10 protein-coding genes are annotated in these 12,282 nt (G+C 63.3%); 6 read left to right on the top strand and 4 right to left on the bottom strand.

All coding sequences use genetic code 11. From position 1 onward, the window contains the following. Window positions 1–27 precede the first annotated feature (27 nt). From H9K76_RS09045 to H9K76_RS09025, 5 genes are all read left to right on the top strand, one after another. Window positions 28–1,548, top strand: coding sequence for a sensor histidine kinase (locus H9K76_RS09045; RefSeq protein ID WP_187599710.1), 1,521 nt, complete (start codon window positions 28–30; stop codon window positions 1,546–1,548). 705 nt (window positions 1,549–2,253) lie between these two features. After that, on the top strand, window positions 2,254–2,520 hold the full coding sequence (infA, locus tag H9K76_RS09040) for a translation initiation factor IF-1 (protein WP_187599709.1): 267 nt from the start codon (window positions 2,254–2,256) through the stop codon (window positions 2,518–2,520). 72 nt (window positions 2,521–2,592) lie between these two features. Further along, the gene (locus H9K76_RS09035; protein ID WP_187599707.1) at window positions 2,593–2,904 is read left to right on the top strand and encodes an RNA recognition motif domain-containing protein; all 312 of its coding nucleotides are present in this window, start codon (window positions 2,593–2,595) and stop codon (window positions 2,902–2,904) included. A gap of 357 nt (window positions 2,905–3,261) precedes the next feature. Then, window positions 3,262–3,753: a tripartite tricarboxylate transporter TctB family protein gene (locus H9K76_RS09030; protein WP_187599705.1), complete on the top strand. Its 492-nt coding sequence runs from the start codon at window positions 3,262–3,264 to the stop codon at window positions 3,751–3,753. Window positions 3,754–3,756: 3 nt separating this feature from the next. Beyond that, window positions 3,757–5,295: a tripartite tricarboxylate transporter permease gene (locus tag H9K76_RS09025; RefSeq protein ID WP_187599703.1), complete on the top strand. Its 1,539-nt coding sequence runs from the start codon at window positions 3,757–3,759 to the stop codon at window positions 5,293–5,295. Window positions 5,296–5,638: 343 nt separating this feature from the next. Here the strand turns inward: H9K76_RS09025 and H9K76_RS09020 are convergent, their stop codons facing one another. The 4 genes from H9K76_RS09020 to H9K76_RS09005 all read right to left on the bottom strand — a co-directional run bounded on the left by H9K76_RS09020 (window position 5,639) and on the right by H9K76_RS09005 (window position 10,896). Continuing rightward, window positions 5,639–6,532 carry a LysR family transcriptional regulator gene (locus H9K76_RS09020; RefSeq protein WP_187599701.1) on the bottom strand — a complete coding sequence of 298 codons (894 nt, stop codon included), beginning with the start codon at window positions 6,530–6,532 and terminating at the stop codon, window positions 5,639–5,641. A 101-nt stretch (window positions 6,533–6,633) separates the two neighbouring features. Continuing rightward, a complete protein-coding gene (locus tag H9K76_RS09015; RefSeq protein ID WP_187599699.1) occupies window positions 6,634–7,725 on the bottom strand; it encodes an ABC transporter ATP-binding protein in 1,092 nt (363 codons plus the stop codon). 29 nt (window positions 7,726–7,754) lie between these two features. Then, window positions 7,755–9,482, bottom strand: coding sequence for an ABC transporter permease (locus tag H9K76_RS09010; protein WP_187599697.1), 1,728 nt, complete (start codon window positions 9,480–9,482; stop codon window positions 7,755–7,757). Between the two features lie 82 nt (window positions 9,483–9,564). Continuing rightward, window positions 9,565–10,896, bottom strand: a complete 1,332-nt coding sequence (locus H9K76_RS09005; protein WP_187599695.1) for an ABC transporter substrate-binding protein — start codon at window positions 10,894–10,896, stop codon at window positions 9,565–9,567. Between the two features lie 245 nt (window positions 10,897–11,141). Here H9K76_RS09005 and nadA point away from each other — a divergent pair, with 245 nt between their 5' ends. After that, window positions 11,142–12,272: a quinolinate synthase NadA gene (nadA, locus tag H9K76_RS09000; protein ID WP_187600542.1), complete on the top strand. Its 1,131-nt coding sequence runs from the start codon at window positions 11,142–11,144 to the stop codon at window positions 12,270–12,272. The last annotated feature ends 10 nt before the right edge of the window (window positions 12,273–12,282 follow it).

The following is a 12,282-nucleotide window of genomic DNA, read 5'->3' as shown; positions in this document are numbered from 1 at the left end:
CATCCACCGGCAAGAAGGAGCATCAGCATGGCAAGGCGCTTTGTGCCGGGTCTGCGCGCGCGGTTGCTGCTGATCCTGCTGCCGGTGCTCGTGGCCCTGTTTGCCTTCGACAGCTGGAGCGATACCGAAACGCTGAGACAGGAGCTCGAGAAGGCCTACGACCAGACCTTGCTCGAGCCTGCCCAGGCCCTGTCCGACAGCCTCGCATGGAACGCTGCGCGCGGCACCGTGGAGTTGACCGACACCTTCCACATCACGTCGATGTTCGAGGCCTTGTCGGCCCGATCCAAGCACCTGCGCGTGGTCGTCGCGTCGAACGATGGCAAGCAACGCCAGTTGCTGCTCGGCCCTGACCCGTTCCCCGAACCGCCACCCTCGCCCACACACCCGCAGACCCCGTTCGCCGATGCGGGAGATGGCGCACGCGTCTTCTACAACGCCCCGTTCCACGACCAGCCCCTGCGCATCGCGGCAGTGCTTCGCACCGTATATGACGACGAGGGCAGGCCCTGGACAGCGCTCATCCAGACGGCACGCAGCACATTGGCCATCGAGAATGCCCGGCATGAGCTTCTCAAGCAGACCCTCTTCAAGGATGCGCGCACGCTGCTCATCCTCGTGCTCATCATCTGGCTGGGGATCGGCTGGGGCCTGCGCCCCTTGCAGGCACTGCGCGAAGCCACGCGTGCGCGCAAGGCCCGGGACCTGTCGCCCCTGCAGACCGGATCGGTGCCCGGAGAGGTCCGCCCCCTCGTCGATGCGATGAACCTTCATCTCGCGCAACAGCGCGATGCGCTCGAAGCCCAGCGTCAGTTTCTGGCCGATGCGTCGCACCAGTTGCGCACGCCGCTGGCCATCATGCATGCGCAGACGGGGTATGCGCTGCGCGAGTCCGACCCCGAAACCGTTCGCAACACGCTGCAGGGCATTCTGCGGCAACTGCAGCGCAGCCGCCGCGTCAGCGAACAGCTGCTGGCGCTCGCGCAAGCGGCACAGGCAACGCAGGCGACTCGGCAGGAGCCGGGTTCGTCCTGCCCCCTCCCGGAACAGTGCGACGTGAATGCCATTGCGCGCGATGTCGTCATCGAATACCTGCCACAGGCACTCGAGAAGCACATCGACCTCGGGTGGATCGATGCCCGTGGCGACGATGCCGAAGACGACGACCGCCCCGGCGCACCGCCCGTCGCACCCGTGCAGGCTTCGGCGCTGGGCCTGCACGAAGTGCTGGCAAACCTGGTGCACAACGCCATCGCATACACCCCGCGTGGGGGAAAGGTGAACGTATCGGTGCGCGTGGACGAGCGCCAGGCCATCATGCTCGTCCAGGACAACGGCCCGGGCATCGCGGCCGAAGACCGCGAGCGAGCCTTCGAGCGCTTTCAACGCCTGCCTTCATCACAACAGGAAGACGCCGCGATGGGCTCCGGCCTGGGGCTTGCGATCGCGAAGTCCTATCTGCAGAACATGCACGGAACCATCGAGCTGCTGGACGGCGAGGATGGCGTCGGCCTCACCGTTCGTGTCCGGCTGCCTCTTGCCCCGTAAGGGATGGGCCCCAACGCGCGCCGGCGGCGTTCGCAATCCGACCTCCAAGCGGTTCTGGATGCATGCCCTCGGCCTTGCTGGAGATATCGAGCAGGCGCAGATTTGCGCCCTCTGCCCAAACAGGTCGAACGCTCGGCACGGGTTGCACTCGCCGGATAGGACCACGCCGTCCGCGAGCATTCGCACAATGGGCGGGGAATTGGATAAACGCATATACTGCTCCGATGCGCTAGGCACACACTCGCCTTTCTTAGCGCCCGTATGGCTTGGCTAGGCCCCTTGGCTGGCAAGCTCTTCTCTCTCTCAAAGGGACTTATTCGGTCTACTTTGTGTCTCGCGGTGAGCCCTCCAGAGTCTTTTTTACGGACTCGCACCAGCCTCTTTCGACACGTCACGTCCTGACGTCTGAGAAAGACCTGGAAATTTTTCTGTACGCCCTTTATGACGCGTACTGGCATATGCCCCCAACCCTCTGTGAACGAGTGGGTAGCTACATAGTTACGCCGCTCGTCAAAGCAACGTGCGGAGGCCGATTCTCGGCCTCTGTCTCCATCCGACGCGGTATATATGACCGCATTTTCAGATTCGTAGCAAGCTTTCCTACACAAGCGCTCGCCTCACAGCATGCCTTGAACGAAGGAAAAGATATGGTGCTTTCGAATCGACTGAACTAATGCCGGTTTATCACCGGGTGTAAGGAGACTCTTGTCCAAAGAAGAATTGATTGAAATGCAAGGTCGGGTGGACGAAGTTCTGCCTGATGCGCGCTATCGCGTCACACTGGAAAACGGCCATCAACTTGTGGCCTATACCGGCGGCAAGATGCGCAAGTTCCGCATTCGAATACTGGCTGGTGACCGGGTTACGCTGGAGATGTCTCCCTATGATCTGAGCAAGGGCCGCGTGACCTTCCGTCACATCGAAACCCGTTCGGGTTCATCCGCCAACGCACCTTTTCGCAAACGCCGTTGAGCGCCCCTTATCCCCTTTTTCACAATGCATCGGATCAACGATGCCAATCTGACCTCCTCCAAGGAAATCAAAATGAATAACCGTCTGTATGTTGGCAATCTTGCCTATTCGACCACCAATGAGTCGCTCACCCATGCCTTCGGCGAGTTCGGCGCAGTATCCAGCGCCAAGCTGGTGGTAGACCGGGAAACCAACCGTTCCAAGGGCTTTGCCTTTGTCGAAATGGAAACAGAGGCAGACGCTCAAGCCGCCATCAACGGCCTTGATGGAAAGTCCATGGACGGTCGTGCCATCAAAGTGAACATTGCCCGCCCACCTGAGCGTCGCGAAGGAGGCTTTGGCGCTCCGCGCTCTGGCGGCTATCGCAACAACGACCGGTACTGATTGCGCTCCGTCTGGAAACCGCCTTCGGGCGGTTTTTTTGACCCCAAGCGCCATCACGACCCGCCGAGACACAGCTATCCCGTCCTCCAACTCTGGGTTCATTGAGTGGCGTGAGCAACCAACTCTAAGCAAATATACGTATTTTGAGCACCTGCAAGCCCGTTGGAAGCTGATTGGCAGGTTCGTTTTCTAGACTTTTCACACGACGCCGGATATGCCTGCCTCTACAGAACCTGCCTGGCTGCAGGCCCCTGCAGAGACTGCGCGCGGCGCCGGTGCGACAACGAACCCAACAGTCTAGGAGACGCAGATGCTCTTCGTGCCCATGATGCACACAGCCTCGGAAAGGAGCTCGACATGAGCGATCCGAGCAACAAGAAAAAAACCTGGAACAAGGACTATTACGGCGGTGCCCTGCTCGTCATCGTCGGAGCCAGCGCCGCCTATGCGGCCAACAGCTACAACCTCGGAACGCTCGCGCACATGGGGCCGGGCTACTTCCCGTTCGCCATCGGCGTGCTGATCGCGATCTGCGGCGTCCTGCTGGCCGCAACGGCCAAGAAGAAGCCCAGCGGCGGCGAGGCCGCACTCGTGGGCCACCAGCACGACATTCCCGACTTCCGCGGCGCGTCCTGCATCATCCTGGGGACCATCCTGTTCTATTTCGCGGGCGAGTATTTCGGCCTGCTGCCGGCCACGTTCTGCATCGTGTTCGTGAGCGCACTGGGCGATCGCAGCAACTCGGTATTCCAGGCGCTCATCCTCACCGCGGGCATGATGATCGTCGCGGTAGTCATCTTCTGGTGGGCGCTGCAGGTGCAGATGCCGCTGTTCAAATGGGGGATCTGAGCCATGGAACAGTCATTGCAAGACCTCTGGTACGGCTTCGGCGTGGCCTTCCAGGGCCACAACCTGATGTGGTCCTTCTTCGGCGTGCTGGTGGGCAACCTTATCGGCGTGCTGCCCGGCATGGGTGCCCTGTCAGCCATCTCGATCCTGCTGCCCCTGACCTACACGATGCATCCGGTGCCCGCCATCCTGATGCTGGCGGGCATCTTCTATGGCTCGCAGTATGGTGGTGCCATCGGCGCGATCCTGCTGAACCTGCCGTCGCATCCGCCGCATGCCGTGACCTGCCTGGACGGTTTCCCGATGACCAAGAAGGGCAAGGGCGGAACGGCGTTGGGCATCACCATGATCTGCTCTTTCTTCGCGGCATCGGTGGGCATCATCGTGATGATCTTCGCATCGCCGCTGCTCACCACCATCGCGTTCAAGTTCGGGCCCGCCGAGCTGTTCTCCATCATGCTGCTCGGCCTGCTCGCGGGCTCCACCATGTCGCGCGGCTCGCCGCTCAAGGGCGTGGCGATGACGCTGTTCGGCCTGCTGTGCGGCGTGGTCGGCACCGACGTGAACACGGGCGCGTTCCGTTTCGCGTTCGGAATCCCCGAGCTCTCCGACGGGCTTGAAATGGTGGCGGTTGCGATGGGCCTGTTCGGCATTGCCGACTTCCTGCTCAACGTGAACCGCATGAAGGCGATCACCAGCAACACCCGGATGCGCATCCGGGACATGCGTCCGTCGCTTGCCGAACTCAAGGAAGCCTTCTGGCCCATGGTGCGCGGTACGGCCGTCGGCACGCTGTTCGGTGCCATGCCCGGCACCGGCCCGACGATCACCACCTTCATCGCCTATGCGGTGGAGCAGAAGGTGGCCAAGGACCCCAGCAAGTTCGGCACCGGCATGATCGCGGGCGTGGCAGCTCCCGAGGCCTCGGCACACTCCAAGACGCAGGTCGACTTCATTCCCACCATGAGCCTGGGCATCCCGGGCGACGCCGTGATGGCGCTGCTGCTGGGCGCACTGCTGATCCAGGGCATCCAGCCGGGACCGCAGTTGATCTCCGAGCATCCGGACATCTTCTGGGGCCTGATCGCCAGCTTCTGGATCGGCAACGTCATCCTGATGATCCTGAACGTGCCACTGATCGGCGTGTGGGTGAAGATGCTGCAGGTGCCTTACCGCTATCTGTTCCCGTCGGCCATGTTCTTCATCGCCGTGGGCGTGTTCACGACACAGAACAGCCTCTTCCAGATCTGGGAAGTGCTGGTCTTCGGCATCGTCGGCGCGCTGCTCATGGTGCTGGACTTCTCAGTCGCTCCCATCATGCTGGGCTTCGTGCTCGGCCCGATGATGGAAGAAAACTTCCGCCGCGCGCTGCTGCTGTCGCGGGGCGACATGGCGATCTTCGTGCAGCGCCCGATCAGCGCCACCTTCGTCGGCATCAGCGCCGTGCTGCTGCTGGCCGTCACCTGGGGCGCATGGCGCAAGAAGTCGCGCATAGCCAAGGTGCAGGAGATGGTGGCCGAAGAGACCGCTGTTGCCGCATGAGATAAAACCATACAACTAAGGAAGAAGGAAAGACTTGGGCCGCTCTCGTGAGCGGCCCTTTTTTTGGTTCATCATGATTGCCTGTGGGCTGGGGCTTCCCGAACGACCGACTGTGCAGCGCGCGCACTGCATGAACCGTTCACCCCAATGCTGAGATGGCCCCTCAGACGCGACGCAAAGGCGCTGACAGTACTCTGGTACGGCAAGGCTTTGCAACAAAGTATGAGGGGCAATATCAGCACCTCCAAACGAAAACTCTCACCGCAGGCACCACCGCTCTGTTCGTCACGCGACGTCATTCGTCCCGGTATTTCGCGAAGAGCCTAGTTTCTTCCTGTCCGATCTACTTCCTTGTCTCCGACAAGCCCCACACACGGCGGAGCTGCGAGAGGGTGGCCACCAGGGCGGGATCATGCTCGGTGGAGCGTGCATAGATGAATCCAAGCTGCGCGGGCACGCGCACATGCGGCCAGATCACAAGCTCGTTCTTCTCCGCCATCTCGAGCGCCTTATCCTCCCGCAGCAACGTCAGCCCCAGGCCCGCACGCACCAGGCTTTCGCCCGCAGCCATGGTGTCGGTCTCGATGATCTGGTTGGGTGCGAGCCCCTGGCGCGCGAACAGTGCCGTCAGCAGAAGCTGCGTGTGATGCTGCGCGGGCGTGGCAATCCAGGGCATCTGTGCCAGATCGCGCCAACCAGCCTTGAGAATCTCGGCACGCAGGCCTGCCGGTGCAACGATGCGGTACTGCCGCGTCTGCAGCACCAGCGCCTCGAGCTCGCGCGGCATGTTGGAGGCGATATAGAACGCGCCCTGCATCGAGCCGGACATGACCTGCTCGCACAGATCCTGCGCCAGTCCGTAGCGTGTCTTGATCTCCAATAGAGGCAGCGCAGCGACCAGCGCCCTCAGCAGCGAGCCGAGGCGCAGCGAATCGGGATCGCTCGCCGTTCCGATCAGCAGTTGCCCGGTGATCTCGCCCTGCAGCTCCTTCGCTCGCCCCTGGAGCCAGCCCGCGGCATCGAGCACCTTCTGCGCATCCTCCAGCAGCGACTCCCCCGCGCGCGTGAGACTGATGCGCCCGGGCCGGCGATCGAACAGCGCCACGCCCAGCTCTTCCTCCAGGGCCTTGATTTGTGCGGTGATCGCCGGCTGGGTCACATGCAGCGCCTCGGCCGTGCGCGTCACGCTTCCCAGCGTTGCCGCCGTCACGTAGGCACGCAGCTGATACATCTCCATGGCGTCGAGACTAACCCACGCGGGCGGCATGCCCGGCTACTGGAATTCCCGTAGAGACGGGCCGCCGCGGCAAGCCCACGCCTGTGGTCATGTGCCTGCGCTCATGCATCGAGATAACGCAGCTGGCTGGGCTCGATGCCCAGGCGTACGGCCGTGCCCATGGGCAGCATGCCGATGCCCGCATAGTGGGCCTGGTCCGCCACCACGGCGACCTCGCCCACGCGTACTCGATAGCGCGAGAACTCGCCCAGGAACTCGGCGCTCTCCACCTTTCCATCGAGCCAGACCCGCGACGCGTCCCCCCATTCGTCGCGCACGCTGATCTGCACCTGATGCGGCCGGAACGAAATGGCGGCGCGCCCCACCTCGGGAGCCTCCGCAGGGCGCGGCAGCAGGAGGTTGCCTATGCCGGGAACAAGGAACGACAGCGATTCGCCCGTCACCTGCGTCACCTCGCCTTCCAGCACGTTGGCCGTACCGACAAAGCCCGCGACAAAGCGGTTGACCGGGTAGTCATAGAGGCCCGCCGCAGAGCCGACCTGCTGCAGCACGCCCTTGTCGAGCACCGCCATGCGATCGGCGGTCGTCATCGCCTCCTCTTGGTCGTGGGTGACGAAGACGGTGGTGAGCCCGAGCTTGTGCTGCAGGTTCTTGAGCTCCTCGCGCATCTGCACGCGCAGGTTCTTGTCGAGGTTGGACAGCGGCTCGTCGAGCAGCAACAACTTGGGCTCGATGACGACCGTGCGAGCAAGGGCCACGCGCTGCTGCTGGCCGCCCGAGAGTTGCCCCGGCCTGCGTTCGGCAAACTGCGACAGGCCCACCAGCTCCAGCACCTCACCCACCTTGCGCCGGATCGCATCGCGCGTTTCACGGCGCTCCACCAGGCCGAAGGCCACGTTGTCAAACACCGTCATATGCGGCCAGAGCGCATAGTTCTGGAACACCATGCCGATGTTGCGCGCATGCGGCGGCACGTTCGTGATGTCGCTGCCGCCCACCAGCAGCTCGCCTCGCTGATGCCGGTTGAAGCCGGCAATCAGGCGCAGCAGCGTGGACTTGCCCGAGCCCGATGGCCCGAGCAGTGCAAAGAACTCGCCGGGTTCGATCTTCAGGTTCACATCGCGCAGCACCTCGTTGTTGCCATACGAGAGGCTGATGTGGCGGCATTCCAGTGATACGGGATGGAGTTGCATGATGTTGGCAATCCTTCTTCTTTCCAGGTTCAGACCGACTGCACCGTGGCGCGCGAGCGCTCCACGAAGCGATGCGAGAAATAGGTGCCCAGGCCGACGACGACCACGGCGAGCACGCCGAGCGCCGCCCCCGGGCCACGCCCCGCCACGCTCTGCATGTAGAGGTAGATGCCATAGCTCATCGGCGCCTGGCTCTCGCGCGAGACCAGCATGATGGTGGCCGACAGTTCGACCGCCGCCGTGATGAAGCTGGTGACGAAGCCGGCCATGATGCCGCCTGCCATCAGCGGCACCATCACGCGCCGGATCACGCTCATGCGGCCGGCGCCAAGGCTCTGCGCCGCCTCCTCCAGCGAGATGTGCACCTGCTGCAGCGCCGCCATGCACGAGCGCAGCGCGTAGGGCAGCCGCCGCACCGCATAGGCCAGCATGATGAGCACCCACGAGGCAATCACGGGTGTATCGGTGAATGGCAGGGTCACGTCGCGGAACATGCGCAGATAGCCGATCGCGAGCACCAGTCCGGGGATCGCGAGCGCGACCGAGGCCATGTAGTCGAGCCACTGGCGCGCTGGCAGCCTGGTGCGCAGGATCAGGTACGCAATCGCAGTGCCGATCACCACGTCGATGGTGGCCGACAACAGGCAATACAGCAGGGTGTTGCCGATCATGTTGCCCGAATCCGTGAACACCGTGGCGTAATGCTCCAGCGTGTAGCTGTCGGGCAGCACCGAGAAGCTCCAGACCTTGGCGAACGACATCAGCAGGATGCCCAGGTGCGGTGCCAGGACAACAAGCAGCACCAGGGTGATCCAGCCATAGGCGAGCAAGGCTTCCCAGGCGGAAAGGCGGCGCTTTTGCAACGCGCTGCCGCCCTTCTGCAGCGTGGCGTAGTCCTTGCCCTTCATGAGCCGCGCCGACATCCACAGGGCCACGATGGAGAACACGATCATGATCACGCTGATCACATAGCCCAGGGGATCATCGAGCCCCACGGACGTGATGCGCAGGTAGGCCTGCGGCGCCAGCATGTTGGTCACGCCCATCACGAGCGGAGTGCCCAGGTCGTCGAACACCTTCACGAACACCAGCGCCGCGCCAGCCAGGTAGCCGGGCATGGCCAGAGGGAAGATCACGCGGCGGAACAGCCGGAAGCCGCGTGCGCCAAGATTCAACGCTGACTCCTCCATCGCGCCGTCGATGTTGCGCATGGCCGCGACGAGGTTCAGCAGAATGAACGGAAAGTAGTGGATGCTCTCCACGAAGATCACGCCGGTCAGCCCCTCCATGACCGGCACCGTGAAGCCGAACCAGTCATCAAGCAGCAGGTTCACCGAGCCGCTGCGGCCGAAGATCAACTGCAGCGCCACGGCACCCACGAACGGCGGCATGATGAGCGGCAGCACGCCCAGCGTCTGGATCAGCAGTGCGCCGCGGAACTCGAAGCGCACCGTCAGGTAGGCCAGCGGAACCGCGATCACGCTCGCGAAGAACACGCTCGCAAGCGCCACCAGCACGCTGTTGATGAACGACTCCATGAACACCGTCTGCCCAAAGAAGTTGGCAAAGTGCCCGAAGGTCAGACTGCCGGTCTCGGTGACGAACGCGGTGTAGATCACCAAGCACACCGGCACGATCAGAAAGGCCAGCAGGAAGACGCCGATCAGGGCGAAGGCAATCCACGGTCCGATGCCCGACAGCGCGGTAGACGGGCGCGCCGGCACGACGGCGCCGCGCGCCGCAAGGTCTGCACTCATGTTGTTGCTCCCGTGATGCGCGGACGCCGCCGCGCATCACTTCAGGGGGTCATGTGGAGAATGATCTGGACGGCAAGGCGGCCTACTTGGCCATGCCCCGGGCCTGCTGGGCCAGCTGCTGTGCCTTGGCGTAGTTGGACTTGGCCTTGTCGGCCCACATCTGCTCCATGCCGGTCAGCTCCTTGGACACCGCCACGTCGCGCCGGCTCTTCTTGAAGAGCTCGAGGAACTGCGGGTCCTTGGCGTTGCCCTCGCCCACCAGCGGCGAGTAGGCCAGCGAACGCGCCTGTGCAAGCAGATCCTTGCCCTGTGCATTCGGCTTGGCCTTGAGTGCCTTGTCGGCCTCCTGGATCGCCTTGGTGGCGGCCTGCAGCTCCTTCAGGCGAAAGGTCACCATCTGGTCGAACAGGTTGATTACCACCTGGTAGCGGGACTCGGCCAGATTGGTGTCGAAGTGCACTTTCGCACGCTTGGCAACCTCCTGCGGGACCGGGTAGCCCGCGGGAGCCTTGAGGGTGTCATAGGGAAGGATCGGCAGGCGGCTGATCTTGGGATCGAACAGCAGTTGCTGGCCGGCCGACGACATGGTGAAGGCCATGAACTTCTTCGCCTCGTCGGCATTTTTCGCACCCGAGATCAAGGCGATGTTGGCAGGCACCACAGCCGTCACGCTGGGATAGACGAAGTCCACCGGGAAGCCCGAATACTTGCCCGCAAGGCCAAAGAAGTCGATGACGATCCCCAGTCCGTACTGGCCGTTGTTCACACCGTCCGGCACGGCAAAGCTGCGGTCGGTGACGGCAGCGGCATTGCCCATCATCTCCAGCAGCTGCGTCCATCCCTTGTCCCAGCCTTCGCCCTGCAGGATGGTCTCGACGGTGAGCTGGGTGGTTCCCGAGCGCGATGGCGACGAGATCGCCACATGCCCGAAGTACTCGGGCTTGGTCAGGTCGCTCCATTCCCTGGGCGCCTCGAGCTTGTGCGCCTTGAGGTAGCGCGTGTTCCACATGATGCCGTAGCCTGCCAGCGCCTGGCCGTAGTACATGCCTTCGGGATCGTTGAGCGGGAAATTGCCGATCTTGGTCGGCGCGTTCTTGTTGACCGTGTCGGGTGCGGGCGTGAGCAGCTTGGCACGCGCCAGCACCTCGAAGGCATCGGGGGCGCTTGCCCACATCACGTCGGGACGTTGCCCCTCGGGCAACTCGCGCACATACGCAACGGCAGCCGTGGTGTTCTTGTTCAGGATCTCAATCTTGATCCCCGGATTCGCCGCCTCGAAGGCCTTCTGGTATGCGCTGGTCAGCTCCTTCGGAAAAGAGGTGAGCACCGTCACCGTCGCGGCGCCTGCAGCGCCCGCTGCGCCCCAAGCCAATCCCGCGGCCATCGCTGCCGCCACCCACGTTCTTTTCTGCATGCTGTGTCTCCTCGGTGAATGAACTGGTCGATGCTGACACTCTAGAAAGGAATCGCGGCATCCGCCAATCACATGTTTTGATGCGGCCCATCAGGCCGGACGGCGGTCGGGTTTACCCCCAAGAAGTGACGCCGCGAATTTCGACCACATGGTGAAAAAGGACAGCAGCCCGGTCACTTTCAATATTGCTCAATATGAGCATAATTTGCACACCACCGCAAACACCGGAAGTGAAAGACAACACGATGCAGTTCTATCGAACCGTTCAGTACGACCACCCGAAGGGTGGCATGACCTGCAGCCTGAAGGATGCCTGGGCACGCGTTCCCGATGCAATGGACCTGCGGGAGCGCGAACTCAGCAAGGAGCGGATCCGCCAGTTGCTGCACCAGCGCAATGCCGTCATCGTTGCCCACTACTACGTGGACGGCGCGTTGCAGGATCTCGCGCGCGAGACCGGCGGTTGCGTTGGCGATTCGCTCGAGATGGCCCGCTTCGGGGCCACCCATGCCGCGTCCACCCTGGTGGTCGCGGGTGTGCGCTTCATGGGAGAAACCGCGAAAATCCTCAGCCCCGGCAAGCGGGTACTCATGCCCGACCTGGACGCCACCTGCTCGCTCGACCTCGGTTGTCCCGCAGAAGAATTCAGCCGCTTCTGCGATGCCCATCCCGACCGCACCGTGGTGGTCTACGCCAACACCAGCGCAGCCGTGAAGGCGCGCGCTGACTGGGTGGTGACATCGTCGGTGGGTCAGCAGATCGTGGCCTGGCTGCATGCCCGGGGCGAGAAGATCCTGTGGGCACCCGACCGCCACCTGGGCGAGCACATCCGGCAGCAGACCGGCGCCGACATGCTGCTCTGGCAAGGCTCGTGCGTGGTGCACGATGAATTCAAGGCGGACGAACTGGCAGCGCTTGCCGTGCAGCATCCGCAGGCCGCCATCCTCGTTCATCCGGAGTCGCCCGCAAGCGTCACTGCGCAGGCGCATGTGGTCGGATCGACCACGCAGCTCATCGCCGCAGCAGGCGAACTCGATACCGACACCTTCATCGTCGCCACCGATCTCGGCATCCTGCATGCCATGCGAGCTAGCCACCCGCACAAGCGATTCCTCGCGGCGCCGACGGCCGGCCAGGGCGCCACCTGCAAGAGCTGCGCCATGTGCCCCTGGATGGCGATGAACACGCTGGCGGGCGTGGAGCAGGCGCTGCGGAGAGAGCACGCAGGCATCGAAATCGACACCGACACGGCATCCGCCGCGCGCAGGCCCATCGAGCGCATGCTGGCGTTCGCGGCGCAGGGCCGGCAGCGCGTACGCACCAGCGGAGAGTTCGCGGACGACGCGGCGCTGTTCGCGCATTTCGGCCCCGCATGATGCACGGCGA

It is taken from the genome of Diaphorobacter ruginosibacter, assembly GCF_014395975.1.
GTDB classification, from domain to species: domain Bacteria; phylum Pseudomonadota; class Gammaproteobacteria; order Burkholderiales; family Burkholderiaceae_C; genus Diaphorobacter_A; species Diaphorobacter_A ruginosibacter.
The sequence above is the reverse complement of the archived record's forward strand: the minus strand, read 5'-3'. Positions and strand labels throughout refer to the sequence as shown.

Bases quoted from the DNA above. Each gene is read 5' to 3' on its own strand.
- H9K76_RS09045 (WP_187599710.1), top strand. From the start codon at position 28: ATGGCAAGGCGCTTTGTGCCGGGTCTGCGCGCGCGGTTGCTGCTGATC.
- H9K76_RS09035 (WP_187599707.1), top strand. From the start codon at position 2,593: ATGAATAACCGTCTGTATGTTGGCAATCTTGCCTATTCGACCACCAAT.
- H9K76_RS09030 (WP_187599705.1), top strand. From the start codon at position 3,262: ATGAGCGATCCGAGCAACAAGAAAAAAACCTGGAACAAGGACTATTAC.
- H9K76_RS09025 (WP_187599703.1), top strand. From the start codon at position 3,757: ATGGAACAGTCATTGCAAGACCTCTGGTACGGCTTCGGCGTGGCCTTC.
- H9K76_RS09020 (WP_187599701.1), bottom strand. From the start codon at position 6,532: ATGGAGATGTATCAGCTGCGTGCCTACGTGACGGCGGCAACGCTGGGA.
- H9K76_RS09015 (WP_187599699.1), bottom strand. From the start codon at position 7,725: ATGCAACTCCATCCCGTATCACTGGAATGCCGCCACATCAGCCTCTCG.
- H9K76_RS09010 (WP_187599697.1), bottom strand. From the start codon at position 9,482: ATGAGTGCAGACCTTGCGGCGCGCGGCGCCGTCGTGCCGGCGCGCCCG.
- H9K76_RS09005 (WP_187599695.1), bottom strand. From the start codon at position 10,896: ATGCAGAAAAGAACGTGGGTGGCGGCAGCGATGGCCGCGGGATTGGCT.
- nadA (WP_187600542.1), top strand. From the start codon at position 11,142: ATGCAGTTCTATCGAACCGTTCAGTACGACCACCCGAAGGGTGGCATG.